This window comes from Variovorax sp. KBW07 (assembly GCF_003852515.1).
GTDB lineage: Bacteria > Pseudomonadota > Gammaproteobacteria > Burkholderiales > Burkholderiaceae_C > Variovorax.
Genome location: NZ_QAJK01000013.1, coordinates 1 through 22,877, shown reverse-complemented (window position 1 = coordinate 22,877; position 22,877 = coordinate 1). Strand labels below are relative to the sequence as shown.

Genomic DNA, 22,877 nt, shown 5'->3' with positions numbered 1-22,877 from the left:
GGCGGCGCTGGAGCTGAGATTGGGGACAGTGGCCATGGTGGATTCGGTGAGCGAACAAGCAAGCAAACGATCGATCAGGCGTCAATACACGTGCGCGAAGGGATGCGCCGCGCGCGCATCGGTGCGCCGCTTGCGCAAGGCGGCAAGCAGGGTGTGCGAATGCAGGGCCAGGGCCTGGGGCGCCTGTTCGGCCAGGTCGGTCCAGCGGTCAGGGTCGATGCCGACGACGGCCGCACCGAGCGCTTCGCGCCCTTCGGCAGCCGCGGCGAACAGCGGGTGCAGGGCTTCGACTTCGGCGATGTCCGGATGCAGGCGCAGCCCCATCGACAGCAGCATGTAGCGGTCGGCCCAGTCCGTCAGGCCGAGGCGCCGCGCATCGTCGAGCAGGCGGTGCGCAAGCCAGCGCTGCAACGACGGCCCGATGCGGTCGAGCTCGCCGGGCTCGATGTCGTTCTCTCGCACGAAGGCCAGCATGTTCTCGGGGGTGTTGAGCTTGTCGAGCGCCAGCATCAGGGGTGGATCGAGTGGCAGCGGCCCGATGCGCGGTGCCGCGCGGTTGTGCATGCCGCCGCGCAGCAGGCGCGGCGAGAAGTCGGGTTGCCAGGCCGCCCACCAGCGGAACGCCCGCACGAACTGCATGCGGTCTTCGTCCGGCCAGCAAGAGGGCACGTCGAGCCCGATGCGGGGATCGAACCAGCGCAACACCGCGCCCATGGCTTCGTCGCCCGGCAGTTGCGCATCGGGCGGAATCAGGCCTTCGAGCCAGGACCGCAGATGGTCCGCGAGCGCGCGCAGCGGCAAGGGAGACACCATGAGGCTCAGCGCATGGTGCGCGCCTGCATGCGACGCCAGCAAGTCCAACACCTCGCCCGGCTTCTGTGTGGAAAGCTCGATGAGCCACGGCCCCTGGTCGGCCAGTTCGGCTTCAGGCGTGCCGTCGAACAGGCGCGCCACATCGAGGCCATGGTTCAGCACGCACAGGGCAATGGCCGAGCGGTCTTCGATGCGCGGGCATTGGCCCAGCTCGACGAGCGCATAGCAAGGCATGCCGGCAGCGGCGGCCAGCAGCACGCCCATGTCGTGCGCCAGTGTCCGCGCGACTTCCGCATCGAAGGCAGCCGGCTCGTGCAACGGCAGGCCCACCATGGCCTGCCGCGATGGCTTCATCAGGTGCTGGATGGGGGCCGTCACTGCCTGGGCGCCACCGCGGCGGCACGTGCCGCGGCCTTCTCCATGCACTCTTTGCAGACGACCTGGCGGGGCTGCATCGGTGGCACCGGCAAGCTCCTGGGGCCGGTCATCGAATGCGCGGAGGCGTGCACGCGCCACAGGCCATTGGTGCCGTGCACGATGCCCTGGGCATTCCAGCGCGTGTAGCTGGAGCCACCGTTGACCACCACCTCGTCCCTGCCGGTGATGGTGATGCGGTTGGCCTCCTGCTTGATGTTGAGCTTGGCCAGCACGTTGATGCTGTCCTTGAACGCGTCGATGTCGATGTCGCCCTGCGCGGCCGTGAACCGCATGCCCGCCTTATGGGCCGCCATGCGCACGGAGCCCTTGGCGCTGACCAGCAGGCTCTTGCCAGCGCTCAGGCTCGTGTGCCTTCCGCTCGTGAGCGCGTTGTGCTCCTCGCTCGCGATGTGGGTCGAGCCCTGCGCCGTGGTCTGTATACCCGCCGCGCTGGCCAGCGTCAGGTGCGGCTCCTGGAATTCCGCGAACTGGCCTCGCGCCTTGTCTCCGCCCTGCCCCTTGATCGCGTCGGCCTGCTCCTTCAGGCTCTTCGCCACTTCGTCCTGGTCGCCGGCCTCATGCGCCTTGGCGTCCCTGGCGGCACCGCCCAGGTCTTCGTGCAGAGCCCTGCCCTGCGTGAGCCTGCCCACGGTCTCACCCATGTCGGTGATGTGGAACTGTGCGTTGGTGCGCGCCTCGGTGGTGACCAACAGCCCGTCGGCTGCGCGCATCGCGCCGTGGCCGTCGGTGCGCAGCTCGAAGCCCTGGCCGCGCAGGTCCTTGCGGCCTGCCGTGTCCTCGATGCGCGCGATGTGCCCCATGCTCAACTGACTGGCCTGGTGGTCGCTGCGCAGTTGCGCCTGGATCTTGCCGTTGCTGTCGTCCAGCACCAGGTGGTTGCCGCGCCCGCCGCCCAGCTCGCGGCTGCGGATGCCCGACAGGTGCTTCTGCTCGGGCAGTTGCCACGCCGGCATGGTGTCCGCGTTGTGCACGCAGCCCGTGACGATCGGGTAATCAGGGTCACCATTCAGGAAATCGACGATCACCTCCATGCCGATGCGCGGCACCGAGGTCATGCCGAAGGTGGACCCGGCCCAGGCCGTCGACACGCGCACCCAGCAGCTGGAGTTTTCGTTGTGCTGGCCGATGCGGTCCCAGTGAAACTGCACCTTGATGCGGCCGTACTGGTCGGTCCAGATTTCTTCGCCCGACGGGCCCACCACCATCGCGGTCTGCGGCCCACGGGTGCGCGGCTTGCTGGTGCTGCGCGGCGGGCGCCATGCATAGCTGGTGGGCTGGGCCACGAAGTCGAAGTACTGCAGGGAACCGTCCGAACCCTCGGCGCCCTCGCTGGCCTGCAGGTTCTCTTGCAGGTGGTAGGCCACGCTCAACAGCAGGTACTGCTGGTTCTGGTCTCCCTTCGGGTGCTCGGTGAGCCTGAAGGTATGGCCCGTTGCCAGCTCCCGGAGATTGGAGCGCCCGCGTGCACTGCTGCGCTGGCTCAACTGCTCTTCGTTGCGGATGCGCGCATAGGCTTCGCCATCGCCGTGCTGCACGAAACCGCCCGGCCACTCGTACTGCTCGTAGCTGTCGTGCGCATGGCCCGGTGGCCTCTTGCTCAGGTGCGCGAGATCTGCCTTGGGCTTCTCGAAGTCGTAGTCGTCGTTGTAGTGGCGGCCCGGTCGCACGTCCTCGTCGATCTCCCAGGCGGAAATGCGCTCTCGCTGGCCCACGCCGGATTTTTCCAGAGGGTGGTAGCGCACCTCTTCACCACCGGGCAATGGGCTGTGCGAGCCGGCGATGTCATCGGCGAACACCAGCACGTGCTGCGACGCCTCGTGCCTGAAGTAGTAATAGATGCCTTCGAGCTCGCACAGGCGCGAGATGAAATTGAAATCGCTCTCGTGGTACTGCACGCAGTAGTCCCAGCGGCGGTAATCACCGCGGCTGAGCTTCTGCTCGATGGGGTGGCCGTAGCTGCCGAGCACCTCCATCACTATCTCGGGCACCGTCTTGCCCTGGAAGATGCGGAAATCGCTGCGGCGCGTGGCCAGCCAGAGCCACGGGCGCAGCCTCAGGCTATAGAAGGAATGGCGCGCGTCTTCCTGCGCAAGACCGAACCGGGTGGCAATGCCGCACAGGTAGCGTTGCCCTCTTTCGGTTTGCAGAGTGACCGTGGCGGCCTTGCCCAAAAGGGCCTTGGGGTCGATGCCATGATGGCTGCCCAGAAGATCGATGTCGAAGGCGTAGAGCTGGCTCAGGGCTTCGCGCCCCACCAGGCGATGAAACTGAAGTACGTCCGAACCCGCCGGCGTCTGGATGGTGACGCGGCGGCTCATTGCGGCAGCGCAAACGGGCTTGTGGCAAGCCCTGTTCGTGATCGGCACGCAAGCAACACCAAAGTCCGCACGACGCTGTACATCACACGCCTCCCTCCCTTTGCGAGGAATCTTACTGGCGGAAGGCGCGCTCGAAAATCATGCGAAAGATTGGCTTTCGCGCGGATGGAACACTAGTTTCTTACTCTGCAGCGGCTTCTTCGCGCTTCTTTTTCAAGAAGCCGATCGATCCGCGCATCGGGCCGGCTTGTCAACCTGGCCCTTGCTTGCTCGCTCGCGGCCGCGCTCAGGTGTCGAGCGTCAGGTGCTGGCCATGAAGCGCGGCCGCCGCTGGCGATGCAAGAAAGCCGATGGTCTGCGCCGCGACGGAAGTCGATACCCACTCGGCCGGATTCGCGTCGGGCATGGCCTGCCTGTTGGCCGGCGTGTCGAGCACGCTGGGCGCCACGCTGTTGATGTTCACGCCATGCGGTGCGGCTTCCGCGGCCATGGCTTCGACCAGGCGCTGCAGCGCGCTCTTCGAGGCGATGTACGCCGCCATCGCCGGCACGCCGCGTGCCGCCACTTTGGCTGTGACCGCAACGATGCTGCCCGAACGGCGCTCGGTCATCGACGGCAACACGGCCTGCGTCACAGCGACGAACGACCACGCATTCAGATTCATCATGCGGTCCCAGCTTGCGCGCGTGAGCGCATGCGTTGCCTCGCCCATCTCGAAACCACCCGCGATGTGCACCAGCGTGTCGATGCGGCCGAAGGACTTGAGCACCTGCCCGGCAAGCGCTGCCATCTCGGTCGCCGAGGTCACGTCGCCCGCGAGCAACAGGTGCTGCGAGTTGTCGAGGCCGGGGAACACTTCAGCCAATCGACCCGCGTGGTGATCGACCAGCGCAAGGCGCGCGCCCTGGTCAAGGAAGTGCTGCGCCACGGCGCGGCCCAGTGCGCCCGCGGCACCGGTGATCAGGACATGGGGCGTGTTGCTTGCTGCATCGCTCATAGAAGTTTCTCCTGCTGGGAATGGGGGCGGCGGGGTCGCGCCCGCCAGTGGTGGCGCATCCTAACGCTGCAGTTCACAATTTTTTTGGAATCGCACAAATTCTGGGATATACTCGTGGTCTTGCCAGAAAACGCCAAACGTTTTCAAAGCAAGGGCTCTTAGCTCAGTTGGTAGAGCAGCGGACTCTTAATCCGTAGGTCGAGTGTTCGAGTCACTCAGGGCCCACCAACCAACACTGCGTCATCGCTGGAACGCCCGCTACCCCCAAGGTAGCGGGCGTTTTTCATTGCGCGTTCGTTTCGTTGCGGGTTGGCGGCGCATGGACTTCTCACCGGATGCGAAGTGGCCTCATGGCCGCAAAGCTCGCTCCACCGCGCCCCTCCCGTTCGACCCAGCGCCCGATCTTGTCGCGCTCCAGCATCACGGCGACAAAAATACAACACGATCGATGGCACGGGGCACGACGGCGACGTTGAAACCGGTCGCCACATCTGCACCCATGTTCTCTGCCTGCGAGATGCCGACGTCGGCGACAGCCGCATCGAACTCTGCGACCGCACGCAGGCATCCAGGGCATCGAGCAAACGCGGACACGCCAGGCAGCGGGTTGCCTGAAACAATCCCGATGCCATGCAGCAGCCAGACCCCTTCGCCACATTCAACACCTCGAAAGCGCAGACGGTCCGCTATCTCGACCTGCTGTCGCGTGCGGCCGCGCACATCGACACCCATCTCGCCGACCCGCTCGACGGACGTGAGCTGGCCGACATGGCCGCCATGTCGCGCTACCACTTCCACCGCATCTTCCGCGCGTACTTCGGCACGACCGTGGGCGGCTACATCACCTGGCGCCGCTTGCAGCGGGCGTGCGAACTCCTCGCAAGCGATGCCGCACCGGTGCACCGGATCGCGCTCGAGGTGGGCTACGAATCCGCGCAAGCACTGGCGAAGGCGATGCGCCGCGAACTCGACACCACGCCCATCGCCGTGCGGGCCGGCGACGCACCATGCTGGCAGCAGCTGTTCGATCGCAGGCCCGCCACCGACCCGCTGGAGTCGCACGACGACGCGCTGCTCAAGCCGCAAATGCTCGACGTGCAGGCGCTCCCGATATTGACAGCCACCGGCCGCGGAATGGATGACGGCAACATGCGGCAGGCCGCGGTGCAGGCCTTCGACGAACTGGTTCCGGCGATACGACATGCAGAACTTCTGCCGCGCGTCCAAAGCTGGCTGGCGCTGTTTCCCGACGAGCCCCAGGGCCCGGAAGACCAGCAGGCGCGCATGCTCTGCGGCGCGGTCTTCGACCACCACCTCACCGAACGCCGCGGCAACGCGACGCAACCGCCGGTGGCACTGGCAGGCACCCTGGCGTGGTGGCACCTGCCCGCGGGCCGCTACGCGGTGTTCTCCCATCGTGGCGCCCATAGCCTGCTGCACCGCGTCTGGAACGCCGTGTACCGCGACTGGCTTCCCGCCACCGGCTATGCGCTGCGCGACAGCCCCTGCTTCGTGCACTACGTCAACGATCCGCGCCTGCCTTTGGGCGACGCATGGCGCACCGACCTCTACCTCCCACTGCAGCAGTAACCCTCGACAGCCCTTCATGACGCCCCCCTTTCCAGACATCGAAACCGCCAGTGCAAGCCAACTGGTGAAGGCGCTTGCCGCACGCCAGGTCAGCGCCCTTGAACTTTGCGACGCGACCATCGCGCGCATCGAAGATCGCGACCGCGACATCAATGCCGTGGTCGTCCGCGACTTCGATCGCGCACGCGAGCAGGCGCGCGCCGCCGATGCCGCGCTGGACCGCGGTGAACGACGTCCATTGCTGGGCCTGCCGATGACGGTGAAGGAAGCGTTCAACGTCGCGGGCCTGCCCACGACCTGGGGCTTCGAGTTCGCACGCGCTCTGCCGGTGACCGAAGACGCGGTGGCGGTCGCACGGCTCAAGGCGGCCGGTGCCGTGATCGTGGGAAAGACCAATCTCGCGCTCGCGCTCGGCGACTACGAGAGCAACAACCCGACGTACGGGCGCACCCTGCATCCGCTGGATGCGACGCGCACGCCGGGCGGATCGTCAGGAGGGTCGGCGGCCGCCTTGGCCGCGGGCATGGTGTCGCTCGAGCTGGGTTCCGACGTCGGCGGATCGATCCGCGTGCCGGCCCACTTTTGCGGCGTGTACGGCCACAAGCCGAGCCACGGCCTGCTGCCCACGCGCGGGCATGACTTCCCCGGCTACCAGGCGGCCTCCGATGTGCTTTCGGTGATCGGCCCCATGGCGCGCAGCGCAGCCGATCTTGAACTTGCGCTCATCGTGCTGGCCGGGCCCGATGCCGACGAAGCCACGGCCTATCGCCTTCAGCTGCCGCCCGCGCGGCGCACGACCCCGCAGGGCTTGCGTGTGCTGGCGTTGACGGAGCATCCCTCGGCGCGCACGGGTGCGGACATGAAGCGCGTGGTCGAAGACGTGGCCGCTCGCCTTGCAAAGGCCGGTGCGCATGTTGCAGATACCAGCACCCTGCTTCCCGACCTCGCCGACCTGCAGAGCGACTACGCAAAGCTCCTGGTGACACTGGCAACCCGGGGTGCCCCCCATGCAGCGCCCTCCATCTCCGCGCATGAATGGCTGCGCCTGCTCGACCGGCGCATGCAGTGGCGCAAGCGCTTTCATCTTCTCTTCGAATCGTTCGACGTGGTGGTCGCACCGCCCTTCGGCACGGCGGCCTTCGCGCACATCGACGCTCCCGATTGGGAACACACGACGCTGACCATCGACGGGGAACCGTCCATGTACCGCGACCAGCTCGCATGGTCGGGGCTTGCAACGGTCGCTGGATTGCCATCGACCGTTGCCCCCGCCGGCAAGACGGCACAGGGCTTGCCGCTGGGCGTGCAGATCATCGGCCCGGCACTGCAAGACCGGACCACCATCGCCGTGGCCCGCTGGCTCGAAGAAAACGCGGGCTAGGAAGCCGGAGCCTGCGCACCGCCTTGTGGCTGGGCGATCCATTCGTCGACGAAGCGCGCGAGAACATCGCGCTTCTCGCCCACCTCCGCCATCAGGTACTGCCTTGCATGTTCCTGGGCCACATCGCTCGACAGAAACCACTGCTCGCGCGCCGCGCTGCCTTGCGGCGGCGGCGTTCCCCAGTCCGCGCCACTGTTGCCGCGGAACGCTTCGGTCACCGGCAATCGCCCGTCGGTCTTGCCGATGTCCGACAACGCGTTGCGCGCGCCGCCCAGCGCGATGCGGACCTGCACGAGGTCGCCTTCGGCATGAACGGATGCCCCCAGGCCGCCCGCCTGGTGCACCTGCCAGAGCTGTTCCGCTGAAGCATGACGGACCCAGTTCTCCAAGGCACGCGTCAGACTTTCGAGAATGATTTCTTTGTTCATACGGCAATATTTCACATTTCCTTGTGGCACTTACACCCACCCGAGATTCAACCTACAAATGCAGCCTGTTCGGCATGGCATCTTGCAACCTGCTGTCACGCATCACAACAACACAAACAGCAGGGACATCAACTTCGAAGCGAAAAGCTCGTTGCACCCGCTCAGGCGGGTATTTTTTTGCCCTGTCGCATCCGGCGTCAACGGCGATGCGAGGGCGCCACGAATGGACAGTCACCGGCATATGCTTTGCCGCCTGAGCTATATTTCCGCCCATGGAAAAGGCTTCCGACATAGGCAAACCCACCGTGCCCATCGACCTGATCGGCCCGGAACACTGGACCCGCTCGAAACGTGGCAATGGCCGCTTCACCAAGGTGATCCTCATCGTCGTGGGCGGCATTGCGGCCGCGGGCGTGGTCGCCTACCGCTACTTCGGCGTCGGGCGCTGACCTACTCTCAGAACGCTCCGAACGCTTCGACCAAACAAGCAAAAGCCCGCTGCCTGAAAGACAGCGGGCTTTTTTCATGGGCGCCTGCATACGGCGCGAGAGTGGGCACAAGAGCGCCCTCATTGAAGCCGCGAGCCCTTGGGCAGGCGCTTCGCAAGCCATTCGTGCACGTCCGCGCGAATGTTGCGGCCTTCGAGCAGAAAGTTCTCGAAGCGGCTCGGCACATACGGCAGGTAGACCAGCGGCATGCCTGCTTCTTCAGGCGTGCGCGCCGCCTTGCGGTTGTTGCAGACCGCGCATGCGCTCACCAGATTGGTCCACGTCCACGGACCACCACGCGATTCGGGCAGCACGTGTTCGCATTGAAGGTCGCGCTCCTGGAACACGCCGGCGCAGTACGCACAGGTGTGGCGGTCGCGACGCAGCAGCTTGCCCTTGGTGACGCTGGGCACCACGTCGAAGAGGTTGATCTTCGACGCGCCACGCAGCGCGATGATGGGCGCCACCTCGATGCGCGACTGCACACCGCGCGCCACGTTGAAGCCGCCGCGCAGCGTGGCCAGCGGCAGGTCGCCGTCTTCCCACGCGACCGATCCGGTGGCGTAGTGCAGCACCGCCTGCTCCAGCGAAATCCAGGCTTGCGGCGTGCCCTGAATATCGAGTTGCAGGACGTGAGGGTGCATGACTCGCCTCCTTTCGCGGCGATGGTGGACTGAGAAAAAAATGCGATGGGGTGCACGAACGGAATCGAACCGTCGTCAGCGGGACCACAACCCGCGGCTCTGCCGTTGAGCTACGCGCACCGTAAAAACAAGAAGAGAAAGTCCGCGCCCTACCACTCGCCCAACAGGCGCACGCGCTGATCGAGGTCGAGGTCCGGGCCATCGCTCCGACACTCTCGGCCAGCCGATGCATACGGGTTCTCGGCTTCGCGCCGGGCATCGTCGGTGCCAATGCCGAAGCGGCGGGCCAGTGCAAGGACCATGCGCCTGCGCGGCTGTGCCGGGCGCACGGTGATCATCCGGATCGGGGTGTTGCGCTTGCGCATGGTGACTCCTTGGTTGGTATGGCTGAAAAAGAAAATGGCCCCACGTGCACGACTCGAACGTGCAACCCCTTGCTTCGTAGGCAAGTGCTCTGATCCATTGAGCTAACGCGGGTTGAAAAACAAGAACAAGAAAAGTGTCCGGTTACGAGTTCCGGCGCCGCCCAATCTTTGCGGCCGGTTTCCACGGGAGGGCCATCTGCATGGCCCGGTCCCGCTCGGGTTCGGTTGAAGAAAACGGATGACCCGCTTTTCCATTTCGGTTGTGTCCTCACGCGACGGACAGCACGCTGGGTGCTGCCCCGTACGACGTCGCTGCACAGGGGTGATCACTTTCCTGCACATCCCGCCAGACCGTCTACGCGGTGGTTCCTGGCGGTGTGGTGAAGGCACACCCGAAATGACAAAGCACGGCAAACAAACAAACAAGGCAAAAAACAAAAAGGCCCGGAACCTTTCGGTGTCCGGGCCTCTGCTTGAGAGAGCTAGGGAGATGTGCGCCTATGCGCAGTCTCCACCCGGTAACCCCTGATCCTCGAACTTGCCAACGCGCAGGCTTGCTGCGGCTTTCGTGGAATGCACGGAGCTCTGGCGCAGGTTCGAGGTGATCGACGACGGCAAATTGCTGGAGCCACCACACGACCACACGCGCACGAACGCCCGGCCCGATGCGGGTCGAATGTTGGTGAGAGTCAAGGCGGTGTTCACGATGGTTCCTGGTCAAAAATTGCCGCTGTCGGCCGTTAGGGGTTGGAAAAAAGGTACGGCCTGGGCCGCGAATGAAGGTAACTGTAAATAGTGTTTACGGCGACGTCAACAACCGGGACAATCTTTTCTTGTCTTGTTGTTGTTTTTGAACAGTGCCCAATATCACCGTCGCGCGTCGTCGCAATGCTCTCGCGCTGCATCGCCGCTTTCTCGAAGAGGCCGTTGCCGCGGGCCTGCCAGCCAAGGGGCTGGACCAGGCGTTCGCGAAGAAGATCGAAGTCTCTCCCAGCATGTGGAGCCAGATCAAGAGCGCCCGGCCGATCGGCGACAACCTTGCGCGGCAGATCGAGCGGCACTGCGACGTCGAGGCCGGTTGGCTCGACAAGGAAGACCGTCCCTCCGAAGTACCCGATGCGGCGGAAGAGCGCTTCATTGCCGCCGCACGCGAAGCGTGGCGTAGCGCCAACGCCAAGGGCAAGCGGGAACTCGGCGGCTGGCTGAAGAAGCGCGCGCAGGAAGCCGCGGACGCCGCCGGCGCTGAACCCGCGCCCTGAAGCAGAGGTTCAACCCAGCGCGGGTGCGTCGCGCAAGATGGCCGCGCGCATGTCGCCCGGAATGGCGACGGCGCGGTGCGTCTCCAGCGACGTGGTCACCAGCACCTGCTTCACCTCCATGCGCACTTCACCGGACACAGGCTCGAAGCAGCGCAGCGCCAGCGACATCGAACGCGAGCCCAGCCGCTGCACGGCCAGCCCCAGCGTCACCTGGTCGCCCATGCGGCTCACGGCGCGAAAGTCGGCTTCGAGCTTCACTGTCGGCAGGCCGATGCGGCGCTGCGCCACCAGCCCGTGGTAGCTCAGGCGCAGGCCTTCGTTCACCCAGTCTTCGACCAGGCCGTTGAGCATCACGAAGTACTGCGGATAGAAGACGATGCCCGCCGGGTCGCAGTCCGAGAACCGGATCAACCGCGGGCGTTGGAATTCGATGGTGCCGCCAGCTTCGCTCATGCTCAACCCTCCTCGCCCGCGGGCTCGCCGCGCAGCACGTGCACGCGCAACTGCCCCAGTTGGCTGTGCATCTGCTTCACCGTCTTCATGTCGAGGCCCGAGAACATCTCGAGGATCCACTGCTCGTGCTCGCTCGCCATGGTCTCGAAGGTGCGCCGGCCGGTGGGCGTGAGGCTCACGATCCACGCACGGCGGTCGTCGGGGCTGGGCGCGCGCGCCACCATGCCTTCGCGCTCGAGCTCATCGGTCAGGCCGGTGACGTTGCCGCCGGTCACCATCAGGTAGCGCGACAGCACGCGCATCTTCAGGCCGTCCTTGTAGCGGTACAGCTGCGCCATGTAGTCGAAGCGCGCCAGCGAAATGCCGAAGCGCTCGCGCAGGCGGCGGCGAATTTCGGCCTCGATCTGCGTGGTGCTCGCGAGCATGCGCAGCCACAGCTTGAGCATCGCGTGGTCTTCATGGCCCGCGCGCCCTTCATGGCCGAGTTCTTCGGCGTCGCTCAGCACCGCATGCGATGCGTCGTTGCGTGTCATGTCACTTCTCCCCCTGAAACCGAGATCGACTGGCCGGTGACCGATGCGGCGCCCTCTCCGCACAGCCAGCGCACGGCATCGGCCACTTCGGCCGGCTGCACGATGCGCTTCTGCGGGTTGACGCTGGAAAACTCGGCCAGTGCATCGGCCTCGCTGCGTCCGGTCTTGCCGACCACGTTGGCCACGCTGTTGCGCAGGATGTCGGTGTCGGTGTAGCCCGGGCACACCGCATTCACCGTGATGCCCTTGCGCGCCACTTCGAGCGCCAGCGAACGCGTGAGCCCGACCACGCCGTGCTTGGCTGCGGTGTAGGCCGCCACATACGCATAGCCCTTCTGGCCGGCGGTGCTGGCGATGTTGACGATGCGGCCCCAGCCGGCGTCGAGCATGTCGGGCAACGCCGCCTGCGCGCACAAAAAGCTGCCGGTGAGGTTGACCGACAGCATGCGCTGCCAGAGCTCGAAAGAGGTCTTGAGAAACGGCGCGCTCTCGGCCGCGCCCGCGTTGTTGACCAGCACGCGGATGGCGCCCCGCTCGGCACGGGCCTGCGCAAAGGCCGCTTGCACGGCCTCGGGGTTGGCCACGTCGGCCGCAACCACGCCATGGCCACCGCCTGCGAGCGAATCGGCCACGCGCTGCAGCGCATCGCGGTCGCGCCCCAGCAGGGTCAGGACGGCGCCCTCGGCGGCCAGGGTGCGGGCGATCTCCGCGCCAATGCCGCGTGCGGCACCGGTAACGAGTGCGTGGCGGCCAGTCAGTGAATTTGTTTGCATACCTGAATGTTTTAGTTCTGAATCATTTTAGCGAAGTGCGCCCTGCCCGGTTGTCACCGCATGAAACGCCCGCCGTTCAGGTCCAGCGTCGCGCCCGTCATGAAGGCAGCGGCCGGCGAAGCCAGGTAGACCACGGCCGCCGCCACTTCTTCGGGAAAGCCGAAACGGCCCAGGGGAATGCGGGCCTTCAGCGCCTGTTGCCGCGCAGGGTCCAGCGCATCGAGCGCCGGGCTGTCGATGGCCGCCGGGGCCAGCGCGTTCACCGTCACGCCGTGCGGCGCCAGCTCCTGCGCAAAGGAGCGCGTCAGTGCCAGCAACCCGGCCTTGCTGGCCGCGTAGTGCACGCCGGTCGCGGCGCTGGGCTGCTGGCCCGCCATCGATGCCAGGTTGACGATGCGGCCCGCGCCGCGCTCGCGCATGTGCCGGCCCGCAATGCGGCAGCCGAAGAAACTGCCGCGCAGGTTGATGGCGAGCACGTCGTCCCACTCATCGGGCGTGATGTCCCAGAGCGAAGTCGTCGGCGTGCGTGCCGCGTTGTTGACCATGATGTCGATGGCGCCGAAGTGCGCCACGGCCTTGCCGAAGCCATCGCCGAAGGCCGCTTCGTCGCGCACATCCAGCCGCAATGCAAGGCCGCCCAACTCCGCCGCGACACCTTCGGCGTGGCCTTGCTCGATGTCCGTCAGCGCCACGCGTGCGCCTGCCTGAGCCAATCCGCGTGCGATGGCGGCCCCCAGCCCCTGCCCCGCGCCCGTCACGAAGGCCACGCGCCCGGCAAGCGGCAACAACGACGGACTGCTCATGGCCTACGGCCTTGCGGGCCGGCCGTCCCAGGTGTGCGCGCCGACGCCGCGCTCGCGCAGCTTGAACTTCTGCACCTTGCCGTTCTCGGTGCGCGGCAGGTCGGGCAGCAGGTCGATGTAGCGCGGCACGGCAAAGTAAGGCAGGCGGCTTTCGCAGAAACGCGCCAGCTCGGCCGGGTCGATGCGCACGCCCTCGCGCGCCACCAGTGCGGCCATCACTTCGTCTTCGGCCAGCTCGGAGCGCACCGGATACACCGCGCAAGACGCCACGCCCGGATGGCTCAGCAGCACCTGCTCGACCTCGAACGAAGAGATGTTCTCGCCACGCCGCCGGATCGCGTCCTTGATGCGGTCGATGAAGCGAAACGCGCCATCGGCATCGCGCACCACGCGGTCGCCCGTGTGGAACCACAGGTTGCGCCAAGCCTCGACGGTCTTCTCCGGCATGCTGAAGTAGCCGCTCGCGAAAGCGTAGGGCTCGTCGGCGCGCAGCAGCAGTTCACCGGCCTCGCCGGGCGGCAGCGCTACATCGTCTTCGTCGGCCACGCGCGCCTCGAAGCCGGCACGCAGCCAGCCCATGACGCCGCCGCGCGGCGAGTCGGGCGCGGTGGCAATCGCAAAGTTGGTCTCGGTCGAACCGTAGCCTTCGAGCAGCGAGACACCGGTGCGCGCCTTGAACGCCTGCCCCGCGGCCGACGGCACGCCGGGGCCGAGCCCGATGCGGACACGGTGGTCCCGCTCGCCGGCACCTTCGGGCTGTGCCAGCAAAATGGGCACCATCGCCCCCAGCAGGTAGACCACGGTGGCGCCATTCGCGCGCATCGATGGCCAGAAGCCCGAAGCCGAGAAGCGCGACTCGAACACCACTTCTGCGCCGGTGAGCGCGGCCTGCGCGAAGGTGTTGAGCGCATTGATGTGGAACAGCGGCAGCGTGGTGCACAGCACGTCGTCGGGGCCCACGCCCAGCACTTCCGCGCTGTTCACGCCCCACCAGAAGTACTGCGCATGCGGGCAGATCACGCCCTTGGCCGGGCCCGTGGTTCCAGAGGTGTAGAGAATCGCGAGCGGGTCGCCAGGCTGCACCGGCGCCGGCGCGATGGCTTGGGCGCCTTCCGGGTACGGCACCGCGCGCACGCCAGCAGGCGCTTGCCATGCGGCACCCGCCGCCTCGCCGACCACCCAGATCTCTTGCACGGCGGTGCGCCCCAGGTCGGCGGTGGCCAGCCGCTCCAGAAACCCCGCCTCGATGACCAGCAACTTCACTTCGCTGTTCGCCAGGAAGTATTCGATCTGCGGCCCCATCGACGCCGAGTTGACCGGCACGACCGACGCACCCAGCCAGCCCGCGCCCAGGAAGGTCTCGATGAATTCGATGCGGTTGGCGCACATCACGGCAATGCGGTCGCCGCGCACCACGCCCGCTTGTGCCAACGCACCGGCCCGCACGGCCGCCGCTTGCGCCGCATCGCCGTGCGTCCATTGCCGCCCCGCGATACGCAGCAAAGGCCGCTGCCCGTACAACCCGGCCTGCCGCTGCAGCATGGCGGGCAGCGTGCGTTGTGCCGGCGGCACCGCGCGGGCTTCACTCGTCATCGTGCGTGCCTCCACCCAGGTAGGTCGCCTGCACGCGCGGGTCGCTCGCCAGTTCGGCCGAGGCGCCCGAGAGCGCGATCTCGCCGGTCTCCAGCACGTAGCCCTGGTCGGAGCTTTCGAGCGCGGCACGCGCGTTCTGCTCCACCAGCAGGATCGACACGCCGTCGTCGCGCAGCTTGCGCACGATGGTCAAGATGTCGCGAACGATCAGCGGCGCAAGGCCCAGGCTGGGCTCATCGAGCATCAGCAGGCGCGGCGCGGACATCAGCGCACGTCCCACCGCCAGCATCTGCCGCTCGCCACCCGACAGCGTGTCGGCCCGCTGCGCGCGGCGCTCGGCCAGCCGCGGAAAGCGGTCGTACACCGACTGCAACTGCCGCTTCATCGCATCGCTGCGCAGCCGCTTGGCATAGGCACCGAGCTGCAGGTTGTCGAGCACCGTCAGCTCGCCGAACAGCTCGCGCTTCTCGGGCACCAGGCACAGGCCGCGCTCCACGCGCGCTTCCACGTCGAGCCCCTGCAGGTCTTCGCCCTCGAAGCGCAGCGTGCCCTTGCACGGCAACAGGCCCATGGCAGCCGCCAGCAGCGTGGTCTTGCCCGCGCCGTTCGGCCCGATCACCGAGATGATCTGCCCCGGCTGCAGGTCGAGCGACACACCGCGCACCGCCTCCACTTGCCCGTAGGACACATGCAGGTCGCCAATCTCCAACATCGCGCTCATTTCACTACCCCCAGGCTTGTCACTTCGTGTACTTCTCCTCCCCCCTGAAGGGGGCCCGCGCCTTCGGGCGGCCGTGCGGCGCTCATACAACGCTCCCCAGGTAAGCCGCCTGCACGCGCTCGTCGGCGCGCACCGCCGACGGCACGCCCTCCACGAGCTTGGAGCCGAAGTTCATCACCACCAGCCGGTCCACCAGTTTCATCACGAAGTCCATGTCGTGTTCGACGATCAGGATGGTCACGCCCTCTTCCCGCAGCTTGCGCAGCAGGTCGCCGAGCGCCATCTTTTCCTTGCGGCGCAGGCCGGCCGCGGGCTCGTCGAGCACCAGCAGCACCGGGTCGGCGGCCAGCGCACGCGCAATCTCCAGGATGCGCTGCGTGCCCAGCGGCAGGCTGCCCGCCAGTTCATGCGCGCGGTCGCCCAGGCCGATGCGGTCGAGTTGGCGCTGCGCCTCCTGCAGGATCTGCATCTCTTCCGCGCGGTCGAGCCGAAGCCCCGCCTTCAGGATGCCGGAGCGCGTGCGCGAATGCGCGCCCAGCGCCACGTTGTCGAGCAGGCTCATGCGGGGCCGCAGCTTCACGTGCTGGAAGGTGCGCGCCAGGCCCAGCCGCGCCACCTGCCGCTGCGGCATGCCGGCGATGTCGTGGTCCAGGAAGCGCACCTGCCCCGAGGTCATCGGCAGCGTGCAGGTCAGCAGGTTGAACATGGTCGACTTGCCCGCTCCGTTGGGCCCGATCAACCCGACGATCTCGCCGGCCTTCACATCGAAGCTCACGTCGTTCACCGCCACCAGCCCGCCGAAGCGCTTGACCGCGCCGTTCACCGACAGCACCTGCGTGCCACGCTCGGGCAACTGGCGATGCGGCAGCGGGTCGACCGGCGGCGCCTCGTGGCGCGATGCGCCCTGGGCCACGCCGCGGCGGTGCGTCCAGCGCCGCAGCAGGCCCATCACGCCGCCGCGCGCAAAGTGCAGCAGCAGGATGAACAGCGCGGCAAAGGCCACGGCCTCCAGTTGCCCCGCGCGCTGCGTGAGCATCGGCAGCACGTCTTGCAGGCCGTTCTTGAGCACCAGCACCAGCGCGGCGCCCACCAGCGCGCCCGCGAGCTGCCCGAGCCCGCCGGCCACCGCCATCAGCAGGTACTCGATGCTGGCGCGCACGTCGAAAGGCGACGGGCTCACGAAGCGGTTCATGTGCGCATAGAGCCAGCCGGCCAGCCCCGCGAACAGCGCGGCCGTCACGAACAGCGTGAGCCGCACGCGGTAGGCGTCGGCACCCACGCTGGCCAGCAACGTTGCACCGCCGCGCAGCCCGCGGATCGCACGGCCTGGCCGCGACTGCAGCAGGTTGTGGCTGAACAGGCAGGCCAGCCCGACCACCACCCAGATCAGGTAGTACATCGCACGCGGGTCGGCCAGCGACCAGCCGGCGATCTGCAGCGCCGGAATGTTCGACAGCCCCGTGTGCCGCCCCAGCGCATCGACGTTGCCGAACAGCATCGCGATCGACAGCCCCCAGGCGATGGTGCTCAGCGGCAGGAAGTGCCCGCCGAGCCGCAGCGTGAGCATGCCGATGGCCAGCGCCGACAGGCCCGTCAGCAGCAGCGCGAACAGCAGCCCGAGCCAGGGCGACAGGCCCTGCGTGGTCGTGAGCCACGCCGTCGCATAGGCCGCGATGCCTACGAAGGCCGCCTGCCCGAACGACGTGGCGCCGCCCACGCCGGTGAGCAGCACCAGCCCCAGCGCCACCAGTGCGCCGATGCCGATGTCGTTCAGCAGCGAGACAGTGAAGCTGCCCGCCAGTGCCGGCACCAGAGCCAGCACGACCACCACGGCGGCAATCCACGCCATGCGCTTGCGGTTCCTGTTGTTGGCGTTCATTGGTCCACCTCGTCTTCTTCCTCTTCGGCGTGGGCCGCCATGAACGACCGCAACATGAGCACCGGAATCAGCAGGCTGAAGACGATCACGTCTTTCAGCGCGCCGCTCCAGAACGAGGCAAAGCTTTCCACCACGCCGACCGCGAGCGCGCCCACGGCCGTCATCGGGTAGCTCACGAGCCCGCCAATGATCGCGGCCACGAAAGCCTTCAGGCCGATGATGAAACCCGAGTCGTAGTACATGGTCGTCACCGGCGCGATCAGCACGCCGATCAGCCCGGCCAGCAACGAGGCGCAGCCATAGGCCAGCAGGGCCGTGCGCACCGGCCGGATGCCGACCAGCCGCGCGCCGACCCGGTTGACCGCCGTGGCGCGCAGCGCCTTGCCGGCCACCGTGCGCTCGAACACCAGGAAGAACAACCCGCTCAGCACGATGGCCGCCCCCACCATCAGCACCACCTGCCCGCTGACCGTGAAGCCATCGCCCAGCGTGAACACGGCGCTGGTGAGCGGCGTGGTGCGCGAACCTTCAGGCCCGAAGAACAGCAGGCCCAGGCCCGACAACAGAAAGTGCAGCGCCAGCGACACGATCAGCAGCACCAGCACCGACGCATCGGCAATCGGCTGGAACACCACCCGCGCCAGCAGCGGCGCAATGGGCACCACCAGCAGCACGGCCACCGCGATGTGCACCGCCACCGGCACGCCGGGGCGCGCCGCCAGCCATGCGAGCACGCACGGAATCGCGGGCAGCACGCCCCACATCAGCACCGCCTTGGGAATGCGCGCCGCTTCGCCGCGCCGCAGCAGGCTGCCGATTTCCGTTGCCAGCGCCAGCGCGGCAAGCACGGCCACCATGCCGATGGTCGGCGGCACGCGGCCGGTTTCGAAAGCCGCCAGCGACAGGGCGGCAAAAGCCGCGATGTCGCCGAACGGCACGAACACCACCCGCGTGACGGAAAAGATCAATACCAGCCCCAGCCCGGCCAGCAGATAGACGGCACCGTTGGCCAGGCCATCGGTGACGAGAATCAGCGCCACGTCCCATGTCATAGAAAAGCCTTTTCGAAAGTCGTCGTCAGCATCGGAAAGAGGTTCAAGGTGCGAGCTTCCATTGGCCGTTGTCGAGCTTGACGATCACGCGGGCGCGTTCGTCCACGCCATACAGGCTGCCCGGCTTGAAGCTGTACACGCCGTGCGTGCCCACCACTTCCTTCGTGCTGAAGATGGCGTCGCGCAGCGCCACGCGAAACTCCGGCGTTCCCGGCTCGGCCTTCTTCATGGCGCGCGATGCCGCATCGGCGAACACCAGCCAGCCGTCGAACGAATAGGCCGAGAAGGCGTCGCTGGTCGGTGCGTTGTTGACCTTCTGGAATGCGGCGCGGAAGTCGGCCGCGATCTTCTTGGTCGGGTAGTTGTCCGGCAACTGCTCGGCCACGATCACCGGGCCGGTGGGCATCAAGGCGTTCTGCCCTGCCGCGCCGACCACGCGCACGAAGTCGGGGTTGATCAGCCCGTGCTGGCCGTACACGCCGCCCTTGTAGCCGCGCTCGGCCAGTGCAAGGAAAGGCAATGCGCCCGGCGTGCCGGCGCCGCCGGTCATGACCGCATCGGGCCGCAGCGCCACGATCTTCAGCACCTGGCCCGTGACCGAGGCGTCGGCGCGCGCATAGCGCTCGTTGCTCACCACCTTGATGCCGGCGCCGGGCGCGGCCTTCATGAGCGCGTCGTACACCAGGTCGCCCCAGGCATCGGTGAAGCCGATGTAGCCCACCGTCTTGACGTTGTTGCGCTTCATGCGCTCGACCACCGCGTCGATCATCAGTTGCGTCGGCTGCGCCACCGTCATGACCCATGGGTTCTCGTTCGGATCGAGCAGGATGGGCGTGAGGCCGATCATCGGCGTCTTCGCCTCCTTGCCCACCTGCGCCATCGCAATGGCGGCGGGCACGCCCGAGGTGCCCATCAGCACATCGACCTTTTCTTCCTCGATCAGCTTGCGCGCATTGCGCCCGGCCGTGGTCGGGTCGGAGCCGTCGTCCAGCACGATGAGCTGAACCTTGCGGCCGTTCACCTCCGGCTTGTAGGCCAGCGCGGCCTGCATGCCCTTGGCGTAGGGCACGCCGAGCGAGGAGTTGGGCCCCGACAGCGACACGCTCAGTCCGACCTTCAGGTCGGCCGCAAAAACGCTCGCAACGCCACAGGCGGTCAGCGCGGCGGCAAGGGCACCGCGCGTCAGGGTCTGCATCAGGCTCTTCATGTCGTAGCTCCAGTGAGGATGGATGGAAGGAACGGAAAACTCAGATGAACAACTGGATGGCCGGCAGGGCGCGCCCGGCATTGAGCAGGTCGATGCGCTTCTGGCGGATGGCCCAGCCCGAAGGCGTGCGCACCAGCCGGTGGCGGGCCGTGCCGCTCAGCAAGACCTGGCTTTCGCCGCGCGCCTCGATGTAGATGAAAGGGGTGTGCAGCAGCACCTCGCCGCTTGCCGCGTCTTCGTCCGCGACGCGCGAAGGCTGCAGCACGTGCTGGCTGTGGCTGGCCGGGTGCTGCGAGTGCGCACGCGGGTTCTTCAGGCGGTCGACGCGCAGTTGCAGCAGCAGCCGGTCTTCGTAGGCCAGCGAGTTGTGCGAGAACGGGTCGGCCTGGGCCGCGCCCAGCAGCGGCACCCAGTAGTGGCCGTCGTCGGTGAACAGGGCCAGCCAGTCGTCGAAGCGCCGTTCGTCGAGTAGCGCCGCCTCGTGGGCGATGAAGTCGCGCGGGTCGTTCATGGCGCGGCCTCCGTGCCGGCGGCCATCGACTTCGCCCAGGCGCGGAACTGGTTGCGCATGAGCAGCTCGTTCGTGCCGTTGGTGGTGATCGTCGGTTGTGCCAGCTCGGCGGCGTCGAAGTTGCGGTGCAGGCTCACCCATTCGTTGCCGCCGGCGCGCAGGCCCTGCTGGATGCTCTCGAACAGGTGCACGTCGTCGTGCGCCACCACCGACATCGGCGAGAACACCAGCCGGTTGTAGTTCATGGCGCGCTCGAACAGCAGCGCCGGCGCGCCCGCCGCACGGAAGCTCCAGGCCTCGATGAGCGTGCGGTCAGCCGCCAGCGGGCGAATGACGCGAATCGCCTGCGGAGAACCCTTCACGGAAAGGCTCGGATAGAAGACCGAGTTCTGCGGCGAGCGCTGCAAAATGTCGGCCGCCCGCTCCGCCCCGTGTGCGGCCTGCATCGCGGCCTCGTACTCGGGCAGCTGCGCATAGTTGGAGTGGATGCTGAAGTTCACGCCCAGCACGCTGTGGCCGTTGGCGAACACCCGTCCGCCCATCTTGTCGAAGAATTCGTAGCCCGAGCCGAAGGGCAATATCTGCTCCATGGCCATCGGCTTGGGGTCGGTGGGTGCATGGCCTTCCCACAGCGCCTCGGCCGCCTTGGTGGCCGACTCGTGCGTCGACATCGGGTGCACCGTGTCGTTGATGTTCTCCAGGTACATCTTCCAGTTGCAATGGACGATGTTGCGCAGCACGCCGCCGCCCACCGTGAGCTTGCCTTCGGGCGAGCGGTCGACCATGTTGTCGATGGCGCCCAGCACTTCGCCGAAGTAGTCCTCGAACGACGGGCCCGTGTCGGACAGCCGCACGAACACGAAGTCGCGGTACACCTTCACGTGCTTCACCACCGACAAGCCCCGCCCCGACTCGCAGGCCTTGAGCTGCGTGCCCTCGTAGCCGTTCTTCAGCGGCAGCCCGAGCGGCGCGCCGTCGAGCTTGTAGGTCCACGCGTGGTACGGGCAGCGGAAGAAGCGGCCGGTGTTGCCGCTCTCGTCGGTCACCAGTTGCGTGCCCTTGTGGGCGCAGCGGTTGTACATGACGTGCACCGCGCCATCGGGCTGGCGCACCATCAGCAGCGGCCGCCCGGCGATGTCTTGCGTCACGAAGTCGCCGGGCTCGGGCACCTGGCTCGCGTGGCCCAGAAAAACCCAGGTGTTCGCGAACAGGCGTTCCTGTTCGAGCGCAAAAATCTCCTCGCTCAGGTACAGGTCGCGGTGCACCCGGTCGTCCTGCACCAGCGCCGCGACAAGATCGGGGCGATTGCGGTAGGTGGTCATGGCGTTGGGCTCGGTGGCTCAGGCGGTGATGACGATCTTGCTGGTGCTGGTGCCTGCGATGCTCAAGGAACCAGCTTCCACTGCCCCTTGACCATCTGCACGATGACCACGCCGCGCTGGTCCGACCCGTAGCGGTCGTCGGGCTTGAAGGTGTAGATGCCGTGCGTGCCCACCAGCTCCTTCGTGCTCACGATGGCATCGCGCAGCGCCGTGCGGAATTGCGGCGTGCCCGGCTCGCCCTTGGTGCGCGAGGCCGCATCGGCCAGCAGCAGGTAAGCGTCGTAGGTGTACGAAGAGAACGCATCCGTGGGCACCGCGCCGTTGACCTTCTGGTAAGCCGCGCGAAAGCCCATCGACACCTTTTTGATCGGGTTGCTGTCAGGCAACTGGTCGGCCACCAGCACCGGGCCGCTGGGCACCTGCAGGCCTTCGATGGAAGCACCGCCCACGCGCACGAAGTCGGCGTTGATGAGCCCATGCGTGCCGTAGATCCTGCCCTTGTAGCCACGCTCCGCGAGCGCGATGTAGGGCAGCGCGCCGGGCGTCCCGGAGTTGCCCGCGAACACCGCGTCGGGCCGTGCCGCGACGATCTTCAGCACCTGCCCCGCCACCGAAGAATCGCTGCGCGCATAGCGCTCGTTCGCGACCACCTTGATGCCGGCGGCGGCCGTGCTCTTCATGAGCGAGTCGTAGGCCAGGTCGCCCAGTGCATCGGAAAAGCCGATGAAGGCGACCGTCTTCACGCCCGACTTCTGCATGCGGTCGACCACACCCGCGACCATGAGCGAAAACGGCTGCGACACGGTGACGGTCCACGCGCCTTCGGCGCCCGGGATGGTCACGGGGGTGGGCGAGATCAGCGGCGTGTTGAGCTCCCGCGCCACCGAGGCGATGGCCATGGCACCGGGCACGCCCGAGGTGCCGATGAGGACGTCGACCTTGTCTTCGGTAATGAGCTTGCGCGCATTGCGGCCAGCGGTGGTCGGGTCCGAAGCGTCGTCGAGCACGATGAGCTGGACCTTGCGCCCGCCGATCTCCGGACGTTCGGCAATGGCGGCGCGAATACCCTTCTCATACGGCACGCCCAGCGCCGCGACGGGGCCCGAGAGCGAGCTGATGAAGCCGATCTTGAGGTCGGCTGCCATGGTCTGCGCGGCGGCCAGTGCTACGGCTGTGGCGCCTAGGATTCGAACGAGGTTCTTGTTCATTTTTTGTGCTCCGACATTGCGTTGAGTTGCTGGCGTGCTTGCGTTACGTGGGCTCTTGTTCCTGGCGCTGCTGTTCAGGGCGCGTGCGAATGACACCGGGT

The 22,877-nt window shown here is 66.9% G+C and carries 22 protein-coding genes and 3 tRNA genes; 5 read left to right on the top strand and 20 right to left on the bottom strand.

Translation table 11 applies throughout. The annotated features are described in order from the left end of the window. Window positions 1-81: 81 nt before the first annotated feature. From DBV14_RS02520 to DBV14_RS02510, 3 genes are all read right to left on the bottom strand, one after another. Window positions 82-1,191 carry a DUF4123 domain-containing protein gene (locus DBV14_RS02520; RefSeq protein WP_124457624.1) on the bottom strand — a complete coding sequence of 370 codons (1,110 nt, stop codon included), beginning with the start codon at window positions 1,189-1,191 and terminating at the stop codon, window positions 82-84. Further along, the gene (locus DBV14_RS02515) at window positions 1,188-3,569 is read right to left on the bottom strand and encodes a type VI secretion system Vgr family protein (protein ID WP_124457623.1); all 2,382 of its coding nucleotides are present in this window, start codon (window positions 3,567-3,569) and stop codon (window positions 1,188-1,190) included. The genes DBV14_RS02520 and DBV14_RS02515 overlap by 4 nt, the downstream gene beginning before the upstream one ends. A 286-nt stretch (window positions 3,570-3,855) precedes the next feature. Next, window positions 3,856-4,566 (bottom strand): SDR family NAD(P)-dependent oxidoreductase, encoded by a 711-nt coding sequence (locus DBV14_RS02510; RefSeq protein WP_124457622.1) that lies wholly within the window; start codon window positions 4,564-4,566, stop codon window positions 3,856-3,858. A gap of 152 nt (window positions 4,567-4,718) precedes the next feature. Between DBV14_RS02510 and DBV14_RS02505 the strand changes: the two genes are divergently transcribed. The 3 genes from DBV14_RS02505 (at window position 4,719) to DBV14_RS02495 (ending at window position 7,537) form a co-directional block, all read left to right on the top strand. Further along, window positions 4,719-4,794 (top strand) — tRNA-Lys (locus tag DBV14_RS02505). A gap of 402 nt (window positions 4,795-5,196) precedes the next feature. Continuing rightward, on the top strand, window positions 5,197-6,156 hold the full coding sequence (locus DBV14_RS02500; RefSeq protein WP_124457621.1) for a GyrI-like domain-containing protein: 960 nt from the start codon (window positions 5,197-5,199) through the stop codon (window positions 6,154-6,156). Between the two features lie 16 nt (window positions 6,157-6,172). Continuing rightward, on the top strand, window positions 6,173-7,537 hold the full coding sequence (locus tag DBV14_RS02495) for an amidase family protein (protein ID WP_124457620.1): 1,365 nt from the start codon (window positions 6,173-6,175) through the stop codon (window positions 7,535-7,537). Here the strand turns inward: DBV14_RS02495 and DBV14_RS02490 are convergent. Further along, window positions 7,534-7,965: a hypothetical protein gene (locus DBV14_RS02490; protein ID WP_124457619.1), complete on the bottom strand. Its 432-nt coding sequence runs from the start codon at window positions 7,963-7,965 to the stop codon at window positions 7,534-7,536. The two genes, DBV14_RS02495 and DBV14_RS02490, sit on opposite strands and share 4 nt — an antisense overlap. A 272-nt stretch (window positions 7,966-8,237) precedes the next feature. Between DBV14_RS02490 and DBV14_RS33305 the strand changes: the two genes are divergently transcribed. Continuing rightward, entirely contained in the window at window positions 8,238-8,414 is a 177-nt protein-coding gene (locus DBV14_RS33305) for a hypothetical protein (protein WP_185545899.1), read from the top strand. A 119-nt stretch (window positions 8,415-8,533) separates the two neighbouring features. Here the strand turns inward: DBV14_RS33305 and DBV14_RS02485 are convergent, their stop codons facing one another. From DBV14_RS02485 to DBV14_RS02470, 4 genes are all read right to left on the bottom strand, one after another. Further along, entirely contained in the window at window positions 8,534-9,097 is a 564-nt protein-coding gene (locus DBV14_RS02485; RefSeq protein WP_124457618.1) for an HNH endonuclease, read from the bottom strand. Between the two features lie 46 nt (window positions 9,098-9,143). Then, window positions 9,144-9,217, bottom strand: a tRNA-His gene (locus tag DBV14_RS02480). A 29-nt stretch (window positions 9,218-9,246) separates the two neighbouring features. Continuing rightward, window positions 9,247-9,462: a short-chain dehydrogenase gene (locus tag DBV14_RS02475; protein WP_124457617.1), complete on the bottom strand. Its 216-nt coding sequence runs from the start codon at window positions 9,460-9,462 to the stop codon at window positions 9,247-9,249. 35 nt (window positions 9,463-9,497) lie between these two features. After that, window positions 9,498-9,574: transfer RNA gene (locus DBV14_RS02470), tRNA-Arg, on the bottom strand. Between the two features lie 745 nt (window positions 9,575-10,319). Between DBV14_RS02470 and DBV14_RS02465 the strand changes: the two genes are divergently transcribed. After that, window positions 10,320-10,721, top strand: a complete 402-nt coding sequence (locus DBV14_RS02465; RefSeq protein WP_124457616.1) for a hypothetical protein — start codon at window positions 10,320-10,322, stop codon at window positions 10,719-10,721. A 9-nt stretch (window positions 10,722-10,730) separates the two neighbouring features. Here the strand turns inward: DBV14_RS02465 and DBV14_RS02460 are convergent, their stop codons facing one another. The 12 genes from DBV14_RS02460 to DBV14_RS02405 form a co-directional block, all read right to left on the bottom strand. Next, window positions 10,731-11,174 carry a thioesterase family protein gene (locus DBV14_RS02460; protein WP_124457615.1) on the bottom strand — a complete coding sequence of 148 codons (444 nt, stop codon included), beginning with the start codon at window positions 11,172-11,174 and terminating at the stop codon, window positions 10,731-10,733. Window positions 11,175-11,176: 2 nt separating this feature from the next. Continuing rightward, window positions 11,177-11,707, bottom strand: coding sequence for a MarR family winged helix-turn-helix transcriptional regulator (locus tag DBV14_RS02455; RefSeq protein WP_124457614.1), 531 nt, complete (start codon window positions 11,705-11,707; stop codon window positions 11,177-11,179). After that, window positions 11,704-12,480 (bottom strand): SDR family NAD(P)-dependent oxidoreductase, encoded by a 777-nt coding sequence (locus tag DBV14_RS02450; protein WP_124457613.1) that lies wholly within the window; start codon window positions 12,478-12,480, stop codon window positions 11,704-11,706. Before DBV14_RS02450 ends, DBV14_RS02455 begins: the two co-directional genes overlap by 4 nt. 53 nt (window positions 12,481-12,533) lie before the next feature. Then, window positions 12,534-13,283 carry an SDR family NAD(P)-dependent oxidoreductase gene (locus tag DBV14_RS02445; protein ID WP_124457612.1) on the bottom strand — a complete coding sequence of 250 codons (750 nt, stop codon included), beginning with the start codon at window positions 13,281-13,283 and terminating at the stop codon, window positions 12,534-12,536. 3 nt (window positions 13,284-13,286) lie between these two features. Beyond that, window positions 13,287-14,876 (bottom strand): ATP-dependent acyl-CoA ligase, encoded by a 1,590-nt coding sequence (locus DBV14_RS02440; protein WP_124457611.1) that lies wholly within the window; start codon window positions 14,874-14,876, stop codon window positions 13,287-13,289. Next, window positions 14,866-15,597, bottom strand: coding sequence for an ABC transporter ATP-binding protein (locus tag DBV14_RS02435; protein WP_124457610.1), 732 nt, complete (start codon window positions 15,595-15,597; stop codon window positions 14,866-14,868). Before DBV14_RS02435 ends, DBV14_RS02440 begins: the two co-directional genes overlap by 11 nt. Before the next feature lie 82 nt (window positions 15,598-15,679). After that, the gene (locus DBV14_RS02430; protein ID WP_124457609.1) at window positions 15,680-17,476 is read right to left on the bottom strand and encodes an ATP-binding cassette domain-containing protein; all 1,797 of its coding nucleotides are present in this window, start codon (window positions 17,474-17,476) and stop codon (window positions 15,680-15,682) included. Then, window positions 17,473-18,528: a branched-chain amino acid ABC transporter permease gene (locus DBV14_RS02425; protein ID WP_124457608.1), complete on the bottom strand. Its 1,056-nt coding sequence runs from the start codon at window positions 18,526-18,528 to the stop codon at window positions 17,473-17,475. Before DBV14_RS02425 ends, DBV14_RS02430 begins: the two co-directional genes overlap by 4 nt. Before the next feature lie 43 nt (window positions 18,529-18,571). Beyond that, window positions 18,572-19,735 carry an ABC transporter substrate-binding protein gene (locus DBV14_RS02420; RefSeq protein ID WP_124457607.1) on the bottom strand — a complete coding sequence of 388 codons (1,164 nt, stop codon included), beginning with the start codon at window positions 19,733-19,735 and terminating at the stop codon, window positions 18,572-18,574. A gap of 40 nt (window positions 19,736-19,775) precedes the next feature. Then, window positions 19,776-20,246: an aromatic-ring-hydroxylating dioxygenase subunit beta gene (locus DBV14_RS02415; protein ID WP_124457606.1), complete on the bottom strand. Its 471-nt coding sequence runs from the start codon at window positions 20,244-20,246 to the stop codon at window positions 19,776-19,778. Beyond that, window positions 20,243-21,568 (bottom strand): aromatic ring-hydroxylating dioxygenase subunit alpha, encoded by a 1,326-nt coding sequence (locus DBV14_RS02410; RefSeq protein ID WP_124457605.1) that lies wholly within the window; start codon window positions 21,566-21,568, stop codon window positions 20,243-20,245. The genes DBV14_RS02415 and DBV14_RS02410 overlap by 4 nt, the downstream gene beginning before the upstream one ends. Window positions 21,569-21,630: 62 nt before the next feature. Next, window positions 21,631-22,776, bottom strand: a complete 1,146-nt coding sequence (locus tag DBV14_RS02405) for an ABC transporter substrate-binding protein (protein WP_124457604.1) — start codon at window positions 22,774-22,776, stop codon at window positions 21,631-21,633. Window positions 22,777-22,877 lie beyond the last annotated feature (101 nt).